General features: G+C 75.0%; 15 protein-coding genes. 5 read left to right on the top strand and 10 right to left on the bottom strand.

The annotated features are described in order from the left end of the window. Positions 1-31 precede the first annotated feature (31 nt). The gene (locus SACTE_RS26395; protein ID WP_014049075.1) at positions 32-418 is read left to right on the top strand and encodes a VOC family protein; all 387 of its coding nucleotides are present in this window, start codon (positions 32-34) and stop codon (positions 416-418) included. A 234-nt stretch (positions 419-652) separates the two neighbouring features. Here SACTE_RS26395 and SACTE_RS26390 read toward each other — a convergent pair whose 3' ends face one another. Beyond that, positions 653-1615 (bottom strand): LysR family transcriptional regulator, encoded by a 963-nt coding sequence (locus SACTE_RS26390; protein ID WP_037758854.1) that lies wholly within the window; start codon positions 1613-1615, stop codon positions 653-655. A gap of 123 nt (positions 1616-1738) precedes the next feature. Between SACTE_RS26390 and SACTE_RS26385 the strand changes: the two genes are divergently transcribed. Next, positions 1739-2992, top strand: coding sequence for an MFS transporter (locus tag SACTE_RS26385; RefSeq protein ID WP_014049073.1), 1254 nt, complete (start codon positions 1739-1741; stop codon positions 2990-2992). 62 nt (positions 2993-3054) lie between these two features. Here SACTE_RS26385 and SACTE_RS26380 read toward each other — a convergent pair whose 3' ends face one another. Both SACTE_RS26380 and SACTE_RS26375 read right to left on the bottom strand, forming a co-directional pair. Then, positions 3055-3714 (bottom strand): response regulator transcription factor, encoded by a 660-nt coding sequence (locus SACTE_RS26380; RefSeq protein WP_014049072.1) that lies wholly within the window; start codon positions 3712-3714, stop codon positions 3055-3057. Further along, on the bottom strand, positions 3702-4931 hold the full coding sequence (locus tag SACTE_RS26375; protein WP_014049071.1) for a sensor histidine kinase: 1230 nt from the start codon (positions 4929-4931) through the stop codon (positions 3702-3704). The genes SACTE_RS26380 and SACTE_RS26375 overlap by 13 nt, the downstream gene beginning before the upstream one ends. Positions 4932-5094: 163 nt before the next feature. Here SACTE_RS26375 and SACTE_RS26370 point away from each other — a divergent pair, with 163 nt between their 5' ends. Together SACTE_RS26370 and SACTE_RS26365 are read left to right on the top strand one after the other, a co-directional pair. After that, a complete protein-coding gene (locus tag SACTE_RS26370) occupies positions 5095-5805 on the top strand; it encodes an ABC transporter ATP-binding protein (protein WP_014049070.1) in 711 nt (236 codons plus the stop codon). After that, complete coding sequence (locus SACTE_RS26365; RefSeq protein WP_014049069.1) at positions 5802-8390, top strand: ABC transporter permease; 2589 nt, start codon at positions 5802-5804, stop codon at positions 8388-8390. The genes SACTE_RS26370 and SACTE_RS26365 overlap by 4 nt, the downstream gene beginning before the upstream one ends. A 34-nt stretch (positions 8391-8424) precedes the next feature. On the opposite strand, the gene SACTE_RS26360 is transcribed toward SACTE_RS26365, so the two are convergent. From SACTE_RS26360 to SACTE_RS26330, 7 genes are all read right to left on the bottom strand, one after another. Beyond that, on the bottom strand, positions 8425-9330 hold the full coding sequence (locus SACTE_RS26360; RefSeq protein WP_014049068.1) for a LysR family transcriptional regulator: 906 nt from the start codon (positions 9328-9330) through the stop codon (positions 8425-8427). Between the two features lie 51 nt (positions 9331-9381). Further along, complete coding sequence (locus SACTE_RS26355) at positions 9382-10575, bottom strand: glycine C-acetyltransferase (protein WP_014049067.1); 1194 nt, start codon at positions 10573-10575, stop codon at positions 9382-9384. Positions 10576-10677: 102 nt separating this feature from the next. Further along, a complete protein-coding gene (tdh, locus tag SACTE_RS26350) occupies positions 10678-11706 on the bottom strand; it encodes an L-threonine 3-dehydrogenase (RefSeq protein ID WP_014049066.1) in 1029 nt (342 codons plus the stop codon). Between the two features lie 241 nt (positions 11707-11947). After that, a complete protein-coding gene (locus SACTE_RS26345; protein ID WP_014049065.1) occupies positions 11948-14044 on the bottom strand; it encodes a bifunctional serine/threonine-protein kinase/ABC transporter substrate-binding protein in 2097 nt (698 codons plus the stop codon). A gap of 1 nt (position 14045) precedes the next feature. Beyond that, a complete protein-coding gene (locus tag SACTE_RS26340) occupies positions 14046-16172 on the bottom strand; it encodes a bifunctional serine/threonine-protein kinase/ABC transporter substrate-binding protein (protein ID WP_014049064.1) in 2127 nt (708 codons plus the stop codon). An 8-nt stretch (positions 16173-16180) separates the two neighbouring features. After that, positions 16181-16948: a hypothetical protein gene (locus tag SACTE_RS26335; protein ID WP_019993139.1), complete on the bottom strand. Its 768-nt coding sequence runs from the start codon at positions 16946-16948 to the stop codon at positions 16181-16183. A gap of 173 nt (positions 16949-17121) precedes the next feature. Next, entirely contained in the window at positions 17122-17565 is a 444-nt protein-coding gene (locus SACTE_RS26330) for a MarR family transcriptional regulator (RefSeq protein ID WP_014049062.1), read from the bottom strand. Between the two features lie 126 nt (positions 17566-17691). Between SACTE_RS26330 and SACTE_RS26325 the strand changes: the two genes are divergently transcribed. Next, positions 17692-18165 carry a MarR family winged helix-turn-helix transcriptional regulator gene (locus SACTE_RS26325; protein ID WP_014049061.1) on the top strand — a complete coding sequence of 158 codons (474 nt, stop codon included), beginning with the start codon at positions 17692-17694 and terminating at the stop codon, positions 18163-18165. Positions 18166-18264 lie beyond the last annotated feature (99 nt).

The following is an 18264-nucleotide window of genomic DNA, read 5'->3' as shown; positions in this document are numbered from 1 at the left end:
GTGCCGCACTGCCGAGGAATCGGAAGGACCCATGTCCCTCATCGCCCTGGTCACGCTCGTCGTCCACGACTACGACGAAGCCGTCTCCTTCTACACGGACGCGCTCGGCTTCGAGCTGGTCGAGGACACGGACCGGGGCGACGGCTCGCGCTGGGTGGTCGTGCGTCCGCGCGGCACCGGCGGCACGGGGCTGCTGCTCGCCCGCGCCAGGGACGAGGCGCAGCGGGCCGCGGTGGGCGCGCAGACGGGCGGCCGGGTCGGCTTCTTCCTGCACACCGAGGACTTCGCGGGCGACCTGGAACGGATGCGGGCCGCCGGGGTCCGTTTCCTGGAGGAGCCGCGGTACGAGCCGTACGGCACGGTCGCCGTCTTCGAGGACCTGTACGGCAACCGGTGGGACCTGTTGCAGCCGGCCTGAGCCGCCCCGAGCGCCCGGGTGCGCGGGGCGGCCGCCTAAGGCGTGCCCGGCGCCCCCACGGCCGCAGCTTCTCCGGGTTGCGGACGGCCCGGATCCGGGTGACGCGGCCGTCGGCGGCGTCGAACGAGGCGACGGTCATGACGACGCCCGCGCGCCGGGCCACCAGGCCCGAGGCCCGGGCGGGGAGCACACCGGGGGCGGTGCGGGCCGCCTGGGCGGGGCGGGCCGTCGGCGTCAGGTCCGCGCGGCGCCCGCGTCGCTGCGGCGTGGTGCCGCCGCCCAGGACGGGAGCCAGACCGCCTCGGGGAGCGGTACCAGGCTCGCGAAGTGGTCGATGACGGCCTGGAGTCGCGGGTGCGGGTCCGTGCGGGGGAAGAGGAGCGAGAGCGGGTAGACGAGCGTCGGATCCACCACCGGGATGCGGCGCAGGTCGTGGTTGGGCGGCCAGAGGTAGCGGTCCCGTGAGCCGACGAGGGTGGCCACGTCCGCGGAGTCCGCGAGGATGTCGAGGAGCACCTCGTTGCCGAAGTTGGGGCCCGCGGCGTCGATGCGCAGGTCGAACGCGGTGGCGAGCTGATCGTAGAAGTCCGCCCATTCGCTGCGCGGCGCGATGCCCGGTACCCAGATCCGATGCCGGCGCAGCTGGGCCGGGGTCAGGGTCCGTGCGGAGGCGAGCGGGTGCCTCGGGCCGACGAGGAGTTCCAGCGGGGAGCCGAACGCGTGGATCATCCGTACCTCGTGCGGCAGGGTGGCCGGATCGGTGACCGAGCGGAACGAGGCGTCGACGTCGCCCGCCCGGACGGCGGCGACCGCCACGTGCGGGTCGTCGACGCGGAGGGTCACCACGTCGAGGTCGGTCTCCGGGTGCGACCGCCAGTAGTCGTGCAGGACGACCGCCTGCGCGGACCGCAGGCCGAGCACGTCGATCCGAAGGGCGCGTGAGTCCGGTCGTACCGCGGTGACGGCCCGGTCGACACCGGTGACGATGTTCCGGGCGTGCGGGAGGAACGCCTGGCCGTCGAGTGTCAGCTCGACGCCCCGGGCGGTGCGGGTGAACAGCCGGACGCCGAGTACGCGTTCGAGGGCCGCGATCCTCTTCGACACGGCCTGCTGGGTGACGCCGAGCTCGTCGGCCGCGTGGCCCAGCTGTCCGAGCTCGGACGCGCGGACGAAGGTGCGCACCGCTTCGGTATCCATCGAGCCAGCATAGAGGTACTCAACCAACGGTTGTGGCTCGCCCGGAAGTCGGTTGTTTGATCCCGTGCCCCTGCGGACGGTGTGATGCCGGGACCCCAACACCGGTTGTCGCGAGGGAGTCACATGCGGGTGCGGTCGGGGCGTGAGTTCGGCCTGCTGTGGTCGGCCTACGCCGTCAGTACGTACGGCACCTGGATCGCCTTCGGCGCGTTCCCGCTGATCGCGGTCCGGGTGCTGGACTCGTCGGCGTTCGCCGTGTCGCTCCTGGAGGCGGCCGGGCCCGCCGTCGCGGCCGTCGTCGCCGTCTCGCTCGGACCGTGGGTGGAGCACCGGGCCAAGCGTCCGGTGATGATCACGACGGACCTGATCCGGTTCGCCGCGACGGCGAGTGTTCCCGTCGCGTACGTCCTCGGGGTGCTCTCCTACGGCCAGTTGCTGGTCGTCGCGGTCGTCTCCCAGACCGCGGGCATCACGTTCACCGCCGCGTCCGGCGCGTATCTGAAGTATCTGGTCCGCGGCGATCAGCTCCTGGTGGCGAACGGGAGGCTCGAGGGCACCAGCTGGGTGGCGACCGCGGCGGGACCGCCCCTCGGCGGAGCGCTCATGGGACTGCTCGGCCCGGTCGTCACCGTCGTGGCCGACGCCCTCAGCTACCTGCTGTCCGCGCTCGGGGTCCTCCGCATCCGTGGAGGAGACGTCGCGGCACCGCGCGAGGGGGCCACCGGGCTGCGGGGCTCCGACCTCCTCGGCGGCTGGCGCCTCATCATCCGCGACCGCGTCCTGAGGGGTCTGTTCCTCAATTCGGTCCTGGTCGGCGGCCTCATCATGGCCACGCTCCCGCTCCTGTCCGTCCTCCTGCTGGGCCGCTACCACGTCCCCGCCTGGCAGTACGGTCTCGCCTTCGGCGTCCCGGCGCTCGGCGGCTTCGTGGGAGCCCGTCTCTCCGCGCGCCTCGTGGCCCGCTACGGCCGCTACCGGGTCCTGACCGTCTCCGGCCGGCTGCGCTCGTTCTTCCCGCTCGGCCTCGCGTTCGTCCACCCCGGCGTCACCGGACTCCTCGTCGTGATCGTCGTCGAGGCTCTGCTGATCACCTGCATGGGCGTCTTCAATCCGGTCCACGCGACGGAGCGCCTGCGGCGGACCCCCGCGGACCGCACCGCCCGGGTCATCAGCGCGTGGAGTGCGAGCAGCAGACTCCTCCAGGCCGCCCTGATGGTGGTCTGGGGCGCTCTGGCCACACTCATCGGCCCGCTCGGCGCGATCACCGCGTCCGGCGTCCTCCTGCTCGCCACCCCGCTCCTGCTGCCCGGACGGGCGCAGATGTCCGGTCCGGCGGCAGCCGCTCCGGCCCGGGACGTCGGGGTGTCCTACGGCTGAGAGCCTGTCGGGTGGCCCCCGGTCGGCCAGCGGCCACCGACAGGCGCTCAGGCCCGACAGGCCTAAGGGCTGTTCCGGCCCTCCAGATAGGCCAGGACGGCGAGGACCCGCCGGTGCACGGTGCCGTCGTCGGGTTCCAGACCCAGCTTGGCGAAGATCGACCCGATGTGCTTGCTCACCGCCCGCTCCGACACCACGAGTTCGGCCGCGATCGTGCCGTTGGCCTTGCCCTGCGCCATGTGTTCCAGCACTTCGCGCTCCCGGGCCGTGAGGCTCTGCAACGGCCGCGCGGATGCCTTGCGGGTCAGCAGCTGGGAGACCACCTCCGGGTCGAGCGCGGTGCCGCCCGCGGCGACCCGTTCCAGGGCCTGGAGGAACTGGTCGACGCGGCCCACCCGGTCCTTGAGGAGGTAGCCGATGCCCTGCGCGCCCCTGGCCAGCAGTTCGGCGGCGTACGTCTCCTCGACGTACTGGGAGAGCACCAGGATCGGCAGGTCGGGCAGCTCGGCCCGGGCGGCGAGTGCGGCGCGCAGGCCCTCGTCACGGAAGGTCGGGGGCAGGCGTACGTCCAGGACGGCGGCGTCCGGGCGGTGTTCCAGCAGCGCCGGAAGCACCTCGGGGCCGGTGGCCGCGTCGGCGACCACCTCGTGGCCCGAGCTGGTGAGCAGCAGGATGATGCCCTCTCTCAGCAACGCGTTGTCCTCGGCGATCACGATCCGCACGGCAGCTCCACCTCGATGTCCGTAGGCCCCCCGACGGGGCTGCTGATCCGGGTGGTCCCGTCCAGGGCGGCGACCCGCCGCCTGATCCCGACCAGCCCGCTGCCGGCGCGTTCGTCCGCGCCGCCGTGACCATCGTCGCCGATGCGGACGCGCAGCGTGCCCGCGCCCCTGCTGATCCGGACGGTCGCCGCCGTCGCCCCGCTGTGCTTGCTGATGTTCGTGAGCGCCTCGGCCACCACGAAGTAGGCGGCGGCCTCGATCGCGGCGGGGAGCCGCCGGCCGTCCTCCATCCCGTCGAGTCCGGCCTCCACGGGGACGGCCACGTCGGCCGCCAACGCCCTTACCGCACCGGCCAGTCCACGGTCCGTCAGCACCGGCGGATGGATGCCGCGCACCACGTGCCGCAGCTCCGCGAGAGCGGCGTCGGCGCCGTCCTGGGCCTCGTCGAGCCGGTCCCTGGCGGCTGCCGGGTCGCGGTCGAGGAGCTGCTTGGCGAGCCCGATGCGCAGTGACAGGGCGACGATCCGGGCCTGCGCTCCGTCGTGCAGATCGCGTTCGATGCGGCGCAGTTCGGCGCCGTGGGCCTCCACCGCTCCGGCACGGCTCTCCGTCAGCTGGGCGATGCGCTCCTCCAGGCCGGCGGGCACCGGGGGGTTGAGGATCGACCGGTTCCAGCTGGCCGACAGGTCGGCGAGGACGGGGAGCCAGCGCAGCACCCAGCCCCGGCGTACGGGGGGCGGCGTGCCGTACTCGTCGGCCGCCCGCCGGTCCAGCAGATGCGCGGCGGGCAGGGCGATCCCGTCCACGAGCAGCCCGACGGGCCACAGCACCATCGCGAGGTAGGCGGCGGCGCCCCCGACGACGGCCTGGAACGGCAGCCACAGCACATCACGCCAGGTCGCGGGATCGGTGAGGACCCGGCGCACCCGCTCGCTCAACTCCCCTGTGTCCAGAGGCAGGTACCGCGCCGGCCGGTAGGGCACGCCCAGCCTCGCGGCAACCCTGCGCCGCTCCGACTCGGCGAGCCCGCGCAGCAGCTTGGTGGCCTCAGGGAGCGCGGGCAGGCCGATGACCAGGACGGCGAAGATCAGGACGACCACCACGAGGAACGTGAGGACGTAGGTGGCGAGGCCCAGCAGGAGACCGGTGAACAGGAAGCGCGAGGCCTCCCACGACCGCTGGACGGCCGCCTGCAACGGCACGGGAGTGGAGCTCATGGAGGACCACCGTACGGGGGCTGCCTCCCGGGCGGAGTGGGGTGCTCCCCCCGGCCGTGGTGGTGCCTGCTGAACCCCCGGTCCGGGAGTGCGCACCCTCGCCGCGCAGCCTGCGCGCGCCTAGCGTTCTTGCAGGTCACAGACGTACTGGGGAAGAGGGACAGTGAAGTCGACGGTGCATACGGTCACGGCGGTGGGCGCGGCCGCGCTGAGTCTGGAGTCGGTGAGCCGGCGCTACGGCGGCCGGGGGTCGGCGGCGCTGGACGCGGTCAGCTGCGTGGTGCCGGCCGGGAGCTTCACCGCGGTGGTGGGTCCCTCCGGTTCGGGCAAGAGCACCTTCCTCCAGTGCGCGGCGGGGCTGGACCGGCCGACGTCGGGAACCGTGCGGATCGGGGGTACCGACCTCGGCGCGCTGTCGGAGGCGGCGCTGACGCGGCTGCGCAGGGACCGGGTGGGGTTCGTCTTCCAGTCCCACGCCCTGAACCTGGTGCCCTCCCTGAGCATCGAGGAGAACGTCGTCCTGCCGCTCGTGCTGGCGGGCGCCGACCCCGCATCCGACGACGTCCTGGACCGGGGCCGGGAGTTGCTGACCCGGGTGGGGCTCGCGGGACGCGGCCCGGACGGCCCGTCGACGCTGTCCGGAGGACAGCAGCAGCGGGTCGCGGTGGCCCGGGCCCTGGTGACGGAACCCGATGTGGTCTTCGCCGACGAGCCGACGGCGTCGCTGGACCCCGGGTCGGCGGCGCTGGTGCTGGCGCTGCTGCGGGACGCGGTGCGGATCGACGGCCGTACGGTCGTGATGGTCACCCACGACCCGTCGGCGGCCGACTGGGCGGACACCGTGCTGACGATGGACGGCGGGCGGCTGCGATGAGCACCCTCACCCGGAAGGAACAGCTTCCGCTCGTCACCGCGCGGTCGGGCTCGCGGCGGGCGTCGGCGTTCCTCGCGCGGCGCTCACTGGCCGCCCACCGGCGGGCCTGGGCCGCGGTGTTCGCGGCGGCGGGTGCCGCGGCGGCGCTGCTCGGGGCGTTCGCCCTCGTCCTCGGCTCGCTGCTGTCGGCGCGGCCTCCGGTGGAGCGGTACGCGGGCGCCGACGCGGTGGTGGCGGCGGACCAGAAGGTGTCGTACACGGCGAAGCCCTGGGGCAGCGAGCCGAGGACGGTGTCCGCCTACCTGCCGGAGCGGGTGCGGCTGGACCGGGCGCTGGTGGCGAAGACCGCGGCGGTGGACGGGGTGGCGGCGGCCGTCGCGGACGACTCGGTGCCGGTGGCGCTGGGCGACGGGACGGCGGCGACCGGCCGTTCCTGGGAGTCGGCCGCGCTCACCCCGTACCGGCTGACCGGTGGCCGGGCGCCGGACGGGGACGACGAGGTGGTCCTGGACGCGGCGTCGGCCCCGGCCGGCACCGGGCCGGGCGGCACGGTGACGCTCCGGGCCGGCGGTCCCGCCCGGGAGTACACCGTCAGCGGGCTCGCCGAGTCCCGGGGCGGCACCCCAGCCCCGGCCGTCTTCTTCACCGAGGCGCGTCTGACGGCACTGGCCGGGCACCCCCGTACGGTCGACGCGATCGGCGTCGTCGCCGAGCGGGGCGTCTCCCCCGAGGCTCTGCGGGGCGCGCTGCGCGCCGCCCTCCCCGACGCGACGGACCAGGATCGCGCGGTGCGGGTGCTGACCGGCGCGGAGCGCGGCGAGGGCGAGCGGGTGGACGCGCCGGCCGGGCGGAACGATCTGCTGGCGATGCTCGCCTCCGTCGCCGGGACGGTCGTGCTGGTGGCGCTGCTGGTGATCTCCTCGACCATCGCCCAGGCCGTCCACCAGCGTTCCGGGGAGCTGGCGCTGCTGCGTGCGGTGGGCGCCTCCCCGCGTCAGCTGCGGTCGGCCGTCGGCCGGGAGGCCGGGCGGGTGGCGGCGACGGCCGCGGTGCTGGGCGGGATCGGGTCGGTGCCGCTCGGATTCCTGATGCGGTCTCTGCTGGGCACCGAGGCGCTGCCGCTGCCCGTACCGCTGTGGCTGCCGTTCGGCGCCGGTGCGGTGGGGGCGCTGGTGGTCGCCCTGGCCGCACGGCCCGTGGCGATGCTCGCCGCCCGGCGCGTCACGCGGCTGCGGCCGTCCGCCGCGCTGGGGGAGGCCGGCGCCGCCGAGCCGAGCGACCCGGGTCGTTTCCGTACGGTCGCGGGGCTCCTCCTGGCACTGGCCGGGGTCAGCTCGGCCGGGCTGGCGACGACCCAGGGCGGCCAGGCCGCCGCGCTCGCCGCGTCGGGCTCGGCGACCTCGCTGGTCATCGCGGTGGCGCTGCTGGGCCCCCGGATCGCGGAGGTGGCGGTCCGGGTGCTGGGGGCTCCGATGCGCCGGTCCGCCGGGGTCTCCGGCTTCCTGGCGGCCAGGTCCGGTGCCGCGCACACCCGCAGGCTGGGCGCGGCGCTGACTCCGGTGGTGCTGGTGACGGCGTTCGTGTGCGTGCAGCTGGCGGCGGCGTCGACGCTGGAGCGGGCCGCCGACCGGCAGGCCGCCGCGGCGCTGCGGGCCGACCTGATGGTGACCGGCCCGGCGGGCGGGCTGCCGGACGGGGTGGCCGGGGCCGTCCGCGGGACGCCCGGGGTGGCGGCGGCCACGGGGGTCCTGCGCTCGGCGGTGCTCCTGGCGCACCGGGAGGCCGGCGAACCGGTGCTGGACCGGCTGCCCGTGCTGGGGGTGACGGCAGGTCAGCTGGCGAGCACGGTGGACCCCGGGGTGACTGCGGGCGACCTCGCCGACCTCACGGGCACCGGCACGGTGGCGCTCGGCGCCGACCGGGCCGACGGACTCGACGCGGGCGTCGGGGACCGGGTGGAGCTGCGTCTGGGTGACGGTACGAAGGTGGCGCCCCGGGTCGTCGCCGTCTACGAACGTTCCCTGGGTGTCGGAGAGTTTTTGTTCCCCCGGGAGGCGCTCGTGGACCACGTGTCGGCCGCCCGCGACCAGGCGGTCCTGGTCCGCACGGACGGCACCGGGCCGGAGGCGGCCGCCACGGCTCTGCGGGACGCCCTCGCCCCGTACGGCGGGGTCCGGATCGGTCCGGCGACGGACGACGCCGTGCGGTCCGCCCCGGCCACGTCCGGGCAGGACGACGCGCTGGTGGTGATCGGTGTCGGGGTGATCGGCGGGTTCGCGCTGCTGGCCGTGGTCAGCACGCTCACCCTCATCACGGTGGGCCGCCGCCGTGAGCTGCGGCTGCTGCGGCTGGTGGGCGCCGGACGCGGGCAGCTGACGCGGATGCTGGTCCTGGAGACGGCGCTGGTCGCCTTCGCCGGGCTGGCGATCGGCACCCTGGTCGCCGCGGTCCCGCTCACGGCGTTCTCGGTGGCGCTGGCCGGCTCGGCACCGTACATGGTCCCCGCCCGGTACGGGGCGCTGGTGCTGGCCGTCGTCGTGGCGGCCGCGGCCGGGACGCTCCTGCCCGCCCGTACGGGCCGCTGAGGGGAGGCCGCCGGGGGCGGTGGCGGGACCGGGGCTACGCCGGTCCCGCCGCCGCCCCCAGTGCGTCCAGGACCGGCTTGATCAGCGGGTGCCCCTCGGCTCCCCGCCGCACCGCGGCGAAGACCCTCCGGGTCGGGGCGACGCCCTCCACCGGGCGTACGACGACACCGTCCAGCTCCGGGCCGCGCAGCGCCGACCGGGGTACCAGCGCCACTCCGGCGCCCGCCCCGGCCAGCGCCAGCACGGCGTGGAAGTCGTCCGAGGAGTGTTCCAGCCGTGGCGCGAACCCGGCGTACTCGCAGGCCAGGACCACCACGTCGTGGCAGGGGTTGCCGGGGTACGGACCGATCCAGGGGTCCTCGGCGAGGTCGGCGACGGCGATGTGCTCCCGTCCGGCGAGTCGGTGGCCGACCGGCAGCACGGCGTCGAAGGGCTCGGAGTACAGGGGGATACGGGTCAGGCGCCGGTCGTCGTCCCCGGGCGCGCCCCGGTACTCGACGGCGACCGCCACGTCCACCTGCCGGTCCAGCACCATCGGTACGCTCGCGTCGCCCTCGGCGTCCTGCACCCGGACCCGGATGCCGGGCGCCGTACGGGTCAGTTCGGCGATGGCGGGGGCGAGCACGAGGCCGATGCCGGTGGCGAACGCGGCGACGGTGACCGTGCCGGCGACGCCCGCGCCGTAGTCCGCGAGCTCCGCCTCGGCCCGCTCCAGCTGGGCCAGGACCTCGTTGGCGTGGGACAGCAGGATGTCCCCGGCCGCCGTCAGCCTGGCCCCGCGCGCCCCGCGCTCGACCAGCCGGTGGCCGGTCTCCTGCTCCAGGGCGGCGAGCTGCTGGGAGACGGCGGACGGGGTGAGGTAGAGCGCGGCGGCCGCGGCGGTCACCGTACGGTGATCCGCCACCGCACGGAGAATGCGCAGCCGCCGGGCATCGATCATGTCCTCATTGTCCCAGGTCGCGGCGGGCTTCCCGACCCGCCGCCCGCTTCCTCACGCCTCCAGGGCCGCCCGCGCGTCGACGAACGCGTCCACGGCGCGGTCGACGTCCTCGGTGGAGTGCGCGGCGGAGAGCTGGACCCGGATGCGCGCGGCACCCTGCGGGACGACCGGGTAGGAGAACCCGATCACGTACACGCCGCGTTCCAGGAGCAGTTCGGCCATCCGGGCCGCCTTCGCCGCGTCCCCGATCATCACCGGGGCGATGGCGTGGTCGCCGGGCAGGATGTCGAAGCCCTCCGCCGTCATCCGGGAGCGGAAGAGCGCCGTGTTGGCGTCGAGCCGCTCGCGCAGCTCGCCGGCGGACTCCAGCAGGTCGATGACCTTGAGGGAGGCGGCGGCGATGACCGGGGCGAGCGAGTTGGAGAAGAGGTACGGGCGCGAGCGCTGGCGCAGCAGGGCGACGATCTCGGCGCGCGCCGCGACGTAACCGCCGGACGCGCCGCCCAGCGCCTTGCCGAGCGTGCCGGTGATGATGTCGACGCGGTCCATGACGCCGTGCAGCTCCGGGGTGCCGCGGCCGCCGGGGCCGACGAAGCCGACGGCGTGCGAGTCGTCGACCATGACCATGGCGTCGTAGCGGTCGGCGAGGTCGCAGATCTCGGCGAGCGGGGCGACGTAGCCGTCCATGGAGAAGACGCCGTCGGTGACGACGAGGCGCCGGCGGGCCCCGGATGCCTCCTTGAGCTGCTGCTCCAGGTCGGCCATGTCGCGGTTGGCGTAGCGGTACCGCTTCGCCTTGGAGAGGCGGATGCCGTCGATGATGGAGGCGTGGTTGAGGGCGTCGGAGATCACCGCGTCCTCGGGGCCGAGCAGGGTCTCGAACACACCGCCGTTGGCGTCGAAGCAGGAGGAGTAGAGGATCGTGTCCTCCTGGCCGAGGAAGGCCGACAGGCGCTGCTCCAGCTCCTTGTGGACCTCCTGGGTACCGCAGATGAAGCGGACGGAGGCCAGCCCGTAGCCCCAGCGGTCCAGCGCCTCGTGGGCGGCGGCGACGACCTCGGGGTGGTCGGCGAGCCCCAGGTAGTTGTTGGCGCAGAAGTTGAGCACCTCGCCGGCCCGGCCACCGGAGGTGACGGCGACGTTCGCGGACTGCGGGGTGCCGATGACCCGCTCCGGCTTCTGGAGCCCGGCGTCCCGGATCTCGTCGAGGGTGGTGCGCAGGTCGTCGCGTACGGAGTCGAACATGAGGGCTGTCTCCCGGTCAGGTGGTGGGGGTCGGACGGGCGGGCGCGGGCTCGGAGGCCGTCGGCGGCGGCCTCCGGTCGAGGAGTGGCCACCCACGGGCTCTCAGGCGGTCCAGTCCAGCAGGACCTTGCCGCCGAGCCCGCTCGCGGCGTCGTCGAAGGCGGCCTCGAAGTCGCGGTAGCCGTAGCGTCCGGTGATGACCGGGGCGAGGTCGAGTCCGCCCTCCAGCAGCACGGACATGGCGTACCAGGTCTCGTACATCTCGCGGCCGTAGATGCCCTTGATGGTGAGCATCGAGGTGACGACACGGGACCAGTCGACGGGGAACTCACCGGACGGCAGACCGAGCATCGCGATCCGCCCGCCGTGCGTCATGTTCGCGATCATGTCCCGCATGGCCTCGGGGCGGCCGGACATCTCCAGCCCGATGTCGAAGCCCTCGCGCAGGCCCAGACGGCGCTGGCCGTCGGCGATGGTCTCCGCGGCGACGTTCAGGGCGAGGTCCACCCCGACCTTTCCGGCGAGTTCGAGCCGGGCCTCGCTGACGTCGGTGATGACGACGTTGCGGGCGCCCGCGTGGCGGGCGACCGCGGCGGCCATGATGCCGATCGGGCCGGCCCCGGTGATCAGGACGTCCTCGCCGACCAGCGGGAAGGACAGCGCGGTGTGTACGGCGTTGCCGAACGGGTCGAAGATCGCGGCGATGTCGAGGTCGACCTCGTTGCGGTGCACCCAGACGTTGGACGCGGGCAGCGACAGGTACTCGGCGAACGCCCCGTCCCGGCCGACGCCGAGCCCGAGGGTGGAGCGGCACAGGTGGCGGCGTCCGGCCAGGCAGTTGCGGCACTTCCCGCAGACGAGGTGGCCCTCGCCGCTGACCAGGTCCCCGACCTCGATGTCGACGACGTCGGCGCCCAGGGCGGCGACCTCGCCGACGAATTCGTGGCCGAGGACCAGGGGGGTGCGCACGGCCTGCTGCGCCCAGCCGTCGTAGGCGCGGATGTGCAGGTCGGTGCCGCAGATCCCGGTGCGCAGGACCTTGATCAGGACGTCCCCGGGGCCGATCTCCGGCTCCGGTACGTCCGTCAGCCAGAGTCCCGGCTCGGCCTTCTGCTTCACGAGTGCCTTCACGGCTGCGGCTCCCTGTACCTGTCGCCTGGTGGTGCCCCGGGGCGCGGGCATGCGAAGGCAGCCGGCGGCCCGGAGTGACTGAGGGGTCGACGGCCCGGGGCGCGTGGCGCGAAGGTCCGTCCCGTGGACCTGCGGCGTGCGGTGCCTTGTGCCGTCACGGAGCAATCTGCCGTACCGCGGGGCCCCGGGTCCATCGAGGATTTCTTAAGCGCCGCCGCAGCTGTGCTTCACACGGACCGGCTCACAGCCGCGCGTACGGGCCCAGGAAGCGGGCCCGGCCGCCCTCGGCCCGGTAGAGGAACATCCCCGTCTCGCTCCGTACCCGCCGGGTGGTGCGGAAGGAGAGGGGGCGGCTGATGCCCTGGTAGGTGAGGAGGAAGAGCCGCCGGGCGATCCCGCCGCGGTCCCCGGCGGCGGCGCTGGTGGTCTCGGCGGCCCGGGCGATCAGCCCGACCGCGTCGTACGCCTCCGCGGCCCACCGGTCGGGCGGTGCGCCGAAGCGGGCGCGGTGGGCCGCGGTGAATTCCGCGGCGGCCGGGGTGGCGGCGGGGTCGCAGTAGGCCTCGGCGAACACCCAGCCGTCCCCGGCGTCCCCGGCGTCCCGGAGGAAGACCGGGGAGAGCGCGGGGCCGCTGGACACCCTGGTCCCGGCGTATCCGGCCTCCGCCAGGGCCACCGCGCACCGGGCGGCGCGGGCGGGCGACGTGCCCGCGAAGACGACGGCGTCCGCCCGTGCGGTGACGGCCGCGCGGGCGGCGGCACCGAAGCCGTCGCGGACGGTGTCCACGGTGACCCGGGCGAGGCGCAGGTCCCGGAAGGCCTCGGTGATCTCCCAGCCACCCGCGTCCGGCGACCGGTCCTCGACGACGCGGATCCGCTCGGCGGGGCGCACATGCGCCAGGTAGTCGATCAGCGCGGTGGGCAGATCGGCGTCGAACGGCCGGATCACGCACAGGGTCTCGGTGGCCCCTTTCGTGGCGGATCCCGCCGCGACGACGACCGTGGCCAGGCGGCTCCCGGCGTACCGGGTGACGACGGCCTCGGGCGTGACGTCCGTGGTCGGTCCGACGACGGCGATCACCTCCTGGGCGGCCGCCAGCCGTTCGGCGACCCGGAGGGCACCGGCGGCGGTCCCGGTGTCGTCCTCGGCGCGCAGCGCGAGCCGGAAGGGGGCGGCGGCACGCGCGTTGTGGCCGTCCACGGCCAGCTGGGCGCCCCGCAGGTGCGCCACTCCGACGAGCTTGCCCGGGCCGCTCAGATCGGCGTGCAGGCCGATCGTGTACGTGGGCCGGCGCCGGGTGGCCGGGGGCGCTCCGCCGGCGCGGCGGGCGGCGATCCAGGCGGCCGTGCCGCCGCCGGCCAGCAGCACCGCGCCGGCCGCGCCCGCGGCCAGGAAGCGGCGCCGGGAGGGTGGCGCGGGACCGGCCGGCGCGGACGGTGGTGCGGGCGGGGGCCCCGGGTCGGGCAGGGCGAGCGCGGCGGCGGAGCGTTCGGCGAGCTCGGCGGTCAGCCCCGGGATGTGCCACCCCGTGTCGGGGCCGCCCCGGGACAGCAGGGCCCCGGCCTCCCGGGCGGTGGGGCGGTCCCCGGGCGCCTTGGCCAGGCAGGCGGTGACGGCGGCCAGGAGTCCGGGTGGCGTCCCCGCCAGATCCGGGTCCTCGTGGACGGTGCGGAAGAGCACCCCGGCGGCGGAGCCGTCGCCGAAGGGGCGGTGTCCGGTCGCCGCGTACACGAGGACACAGCCCAGGGCGAAGACGTCGCAGGCCGGGCCGGTCTCGCCCGCGGTCGCCTGTTCGGGCGCGAGGTAGCCGGGGGTGCCGAGCAGCGCGCCGGTCGCGGTCAGCGCGGTGGCGCCCGCGTGGCGTGCGATGCCGAAGTCGATGAGCCGGGGCCCGTCTCGGGCGAGGAGCACGTTGCCGGGTTTGACGTCGCGGTGGACGAGGTCCGCCGCGTGGGCGTCGGCGAGCGCCCGGGCCAGCCGGGTGCCGAGAGCGCGCACGGCGTCCTCCGGCAGCGGTCCCCGCTCCCCCACGGCCTCCGCGAGCGACGGGCCGGGGACGAACTCGGTGGCCAGCCACGGCTCGTGGGCCTCGGTGTCCGCACCGGCCACCGGGACCGCCCACGGCCCGTCGAGGCTCCGGGCGGCCTCGGCCTCGCGCCGGAAGCGGGCGCGGAAGCCGGGGTCGGCGGCGTGCTCCGCGTGGATCACCTTGACGGCGGCCAGGTCGCCGCCGGGGCCGCGGGCCAGGTAGACAACGCCCATGCCGCCCGCGCCGAGACGCGCCAGCGGACGGTACGCGCCGATGGCGCGGGGGTCCTGGGAGGTGAGCGGCCGCATCTCAGGCCCCCGTCTTCGGCGCGGCCCCCAGGTAGCGGTAGCGCCCTTGTTCGGCCCGGTACAGATGCGCGTCGTCCGCCACCAGCATCCGGTCGTCGTCGAAGGCGTACGTGCGGGAGATCCCCTTGTACGTGGACGCGGCGATCCGGGCGACGAGGGCCGCCCGGGTGGGCCTCTTCCCGGCCGTACCGGCGGCGGCGGTGAGGGCGGCGGTGACGAGCCCGGCGGCGTCGTGGGCCTCGGCGGCCCAGGGGGCGGGCGCGGACCCGAACCGTTCGCGGTGGGCGGCCGCGAACTCCTCGGCGGCGGGCGCGGCGGCGTCGGTGTACGGCGCGACGAACTCCCAGCCCGACGCGGCGGGGCCCGCGTCCTTCAGGAACCGCGTGTCCATGGAGGTGTACATGGCCATGCGCGGGCCCCCGAAGGAGGCCGCGGCGAGGGCGCGGGCGGTGCGGGCGGCCCCGGCCGCGTCACCGGCGTAGAAGAAGGCGTCGCTGCCGTGCGCGAGCATGTCCTCGACCACCGGGCCCAGTTCCTCGGTCCCGGCGGGCACGACCCTCGGGTAGGTGGTTCCCGTGGTGAGGTCGCCGGTCAGCAGGTTGGTCGCGTACCCGCCCGAGTAGGCGGCCCGGCCGCCCGCCCGGTCCAGGATCACGCCGAGCCGCTCCACGCCGGGCCGCAGCACCTGCCGGACGACGACCGGCACGGACAGGACGGCGTAGGACGGGGCCGCCTGGAAGAAGGACTTCCGGGAGCCGGGCCCGTAGGTGATCGCCAGGGACGACACGGTGACCAGCGGGAGCATCGCCTCGTCGTAGAGGCCGAGGACGGCACCGGCCTCGGCGTCACCGGTCGGGCCGACGACGGCGAGCACGTCACGGTCGCGGGCGAACTCCTCGGCGACCTCTGCGGCCCGCTGCGGTTCGCCCCGGTCGTCGAGCGCCTTGACCCGGAGGGCGAACGCCTGGTCCGTACGGGAGTTGAAGCGCTCGACGGCGAGGCGGACGCCGCGTTCCTGGGCCCGGCCCGCCGCGCTCCGGGCCCCGGAGAGGTCCGCCTGCACCCCGATCGTCCAGGCCCGGGTGCCCGCCTTCCCCTTGCCGTCCGCCCTCCCGCGCCAGGCCGTCAGCCCCGCGTATCCCCCGCCGGCCAGGAGGACGGCGCCGCCGGCGGTCAGGGCGAGGACTCTCCGCCGGGCCGGGGGTGCGGGCTCCTCCGCGACGGTGGGCTCGATGCCGGGCAGGGCGAGCATCGCGGCGGACCGGTCGGCCACCAGCCGTACGACGTCCTCGGGCAGCCATGCGGCCGACCCGTTCGGTATGTCCTCGGCGATGCGCGCGTCGAGCTGCCGGGCGGTGGGCCGGGCGGCCGGGTCCTTGGCGAGGCAGTCGGCGACCAGGGCGCGGAGTTCGGGGTCGTCGATCCCGGTGAGATCCGGTTCGTCGTGCACCGTGCGGTAGAGCACGGCCTCCACCGCGCCGCTGCCGAAGGGCGGCCGGCCGGTCACCGCGTAGGCGAGGAGACAGCCGAGCGAGAAGACGTCGCTCGCGGGGCCGGGGGCCGTGCCGTCGGCGGTGGCCTGTTCCGGCGAGAGGAAGCCGGGGGTGCCCACGACGAGGCCGGTGGCGGTGAGCGCGGTGGCATCGCCCCTCCGGGCGATACCGAAGTCGATCAGGCGCGGGCCGTCGGCGGTGAGCAGGACGTTGCCGGGTTTCACGTCGCGGTGGACGAGCCCGGCGGTGTGTACGGCGGCCAGGGCGCGGGCCAGCAGCCGGCCCAGCACCCGTGTGCCGCGGGCGGGCAGCGGGCCGCAGCGGGCGACGGCCTCGGAGAGGGCCGGCCCCGGCACGAACGTGGTGGCCAGCCACGGCTGTTCGCCCTCGGTGTCCGCGTCGACGACCTCCACGGCCCAGGGGCTGCGCACACTCCGTGCGGCCTGTGCCTCACGGCGGAACCGGGCCCGGAAGCCGGCGTCCCCGGCGTGCTCCGGGAGGATCACCTTGATCGCGACGGGCGCCCCCGTGTCCGTACGTCCGAGGTAGACCACCCCCATGCCGCCCGCGCCGAGGCGTCCGAGCAGCCGGTGGCCGCCGATGCGTGAGGGGTCGGTGGGGCGCAGCTCGTCCATCGGGGGCCTCAGCTCTGCTTCTTGACGGCGGCGTCCAGCCGGGCCAGCATCCCGGCCTGCGCCTGGTCCAGGAGGGCGGAGATCTCCTTCTCCGGCCTGCCCTCGGCGCCCTTGCCCGTCACCGCCACGGTGAACTGGAGGATCTGCGCCTGCTGCCAGACGTAGGCGTGGGGGCCGCCCAGTTCGTCGCTCCGGAACGTCCCGAGCTCGATCAGCAGGTCGTCGTAGTCGGCTGGGCCGTCCTCGCCGCCCAGCAGCCCGGTCGACACCATCGACTCGATCCGCTCACCCTGCCGGAGCTGCTGGGAGGGACAGCGCATCGTCTCCTCCAGCGACTCGGCCGTGTCCCACCGGGCGTCGTCGGCGGTGCGGTGGACGGTGACGGCCGCGGAGAGCCGCACGGGCCCCTTGCCCCCTTCCGCCGGCAGCTCGTAGGAACGGCTGAGCGTGGCGAGCACACTCGCGCGGAGCTTCCCCGCGTGCCAGACGCAGTCGGCGCCGAGCACCGGCCAGGTCTCCGGATCGCTCTCGTACGGGGTGCGGCGCACGACGCCGGGTCCGAAGCCGGCGGGGTCGGCGATGACCTGGGCGACGAGGGCGCGCGCGGCGCCCCGGTCCCGGGGAAGCCTGGCGGGGTCCGCGTCCAGGGCCCCGGCCGGGGAGCCGGTCGCCGAGGGGGAGGGGCCGTTCCTCCCCGGGGGCGGGCTCCCCTCACCGGTGTCCGGGGCGCCGCCGGAGCAGGCCGCCAGGAGCAGCAGCGGGGGCAGGAGTGCCATGGCGTACGGGCGTAAGCCCCCGAGGTGCCTCATGAGTCCCTGTCCCCCGTCTCCGCGACTGTCCACGACGCCGCCCGATCATAGGAGCGCGGGCCCGCGCGGCAGGGGGTTCGGCCGAACTGTTGCGACCGCGGGACACACGCGTGACGGTCGGTCACGGTGCGTGGCGGAGGTCAGGGGCGGGGCCAGGGGCGGCCGTCGAGGTTCTCGATGTCGGTGTTGAAGCGCTTCAGGTAGCCGGCGAAGGCGGCGACCTCCTCGGGGTCCCAGCCGGCCATGACCTTCTCCAGTCCCCGGATGTTCCCGGTCCGCTCGGCGTCGAGGCTGCGCTCGCCCTCCCGGGTGATCCGGAACTTGCGCGCGATGCCGCCGTCGGGGTCGGGGATGCGCTCCACCAGGCCCGCGCGCAGCATGGCGGCGGTCTGCCGGTTGAGGGTGGAGGCGTCCAGCCCGAAGGCGTCGCTGAGCTGCCCGATGGACATCGGACCTTCCATCCGGATGCGGCTGAGCAGGGTGTACGCGCTGCGGTCCAGGTGCGAGCCGTTGCGGGTGCTCAGCTGGACGTGCCGTCCGAGCAGCATGGTCTCGAACTCGATCAGGTGCGTGGGCTTCTCCATGGTCCTTCTCTCGACCGCCTTCACCGTGCGCCGGGGCTCTCACGTGCAGATATACCACCCTCGTCGACTTGACCGGAATTTTAGGTATGTTGACATAGCTATAACTGCGTACCTACACTGCCGGGCATGCCCGACTCCTCCGCGCCTCCTCAGGACATCGACCACGTGGCCTCCGTGCTCGTGGCGTGCCTGCCCGCGCTGCACCGGGGTCTGGAGCGGCAGATCGCGAAGGAGTTCCCGCACCCCCGGCTTCCCGACGGCCAGCTCGCACTGCTGTTCCTCGTCGAGGAACGCGAGGGCATCACCGTGCGGGAGACGGCCGAGGCCCTGCTGATGAAGCCGAACAACGTCAGTGCCCTCGTCTCCCAGCTCACCGAGATCGGGCTGCTCGAACGCCGCCAGGACGCGGCGGACAAGCGGGTCGCCCATCTGCACCCGACCGCCCTCGCGCGGGAGCGGCTCGCCGAGGCGCGACTGCTCAAGGAAGCGCACATGGTGCGCGCGCTGCACACCCTCACCGACGGCGACCTCGACGCCCTCGGCGCTGCCCTGGGCGCGCTGACCTCCCTACCCCGGCCTCTGCACTCCCCCGCCGGCTGACCTCCACCGCGTCCGGCCGGGAGCCCGGGACCACCGTCGGTCCCGGGCTCCCGGCCGGTTCCGGCTGCCGTCCCCGTGGGCCGGCCGTCGCCGCGTGGG

Origin of the sequence: Streptomyces sp. SirexAA-E (assembly GCF_000177195.2) — a bacterium.
GTDB classification, from domain to species: Bacteria; Actinomycetota; Actinomycetes; order Streptomycetales; family Streptomycetaceae; genus Streptomyces; species Streptomyces flavovirens.
This window is presented reverse-complemented; position numbering and strand designations above follow the sequence as displayed.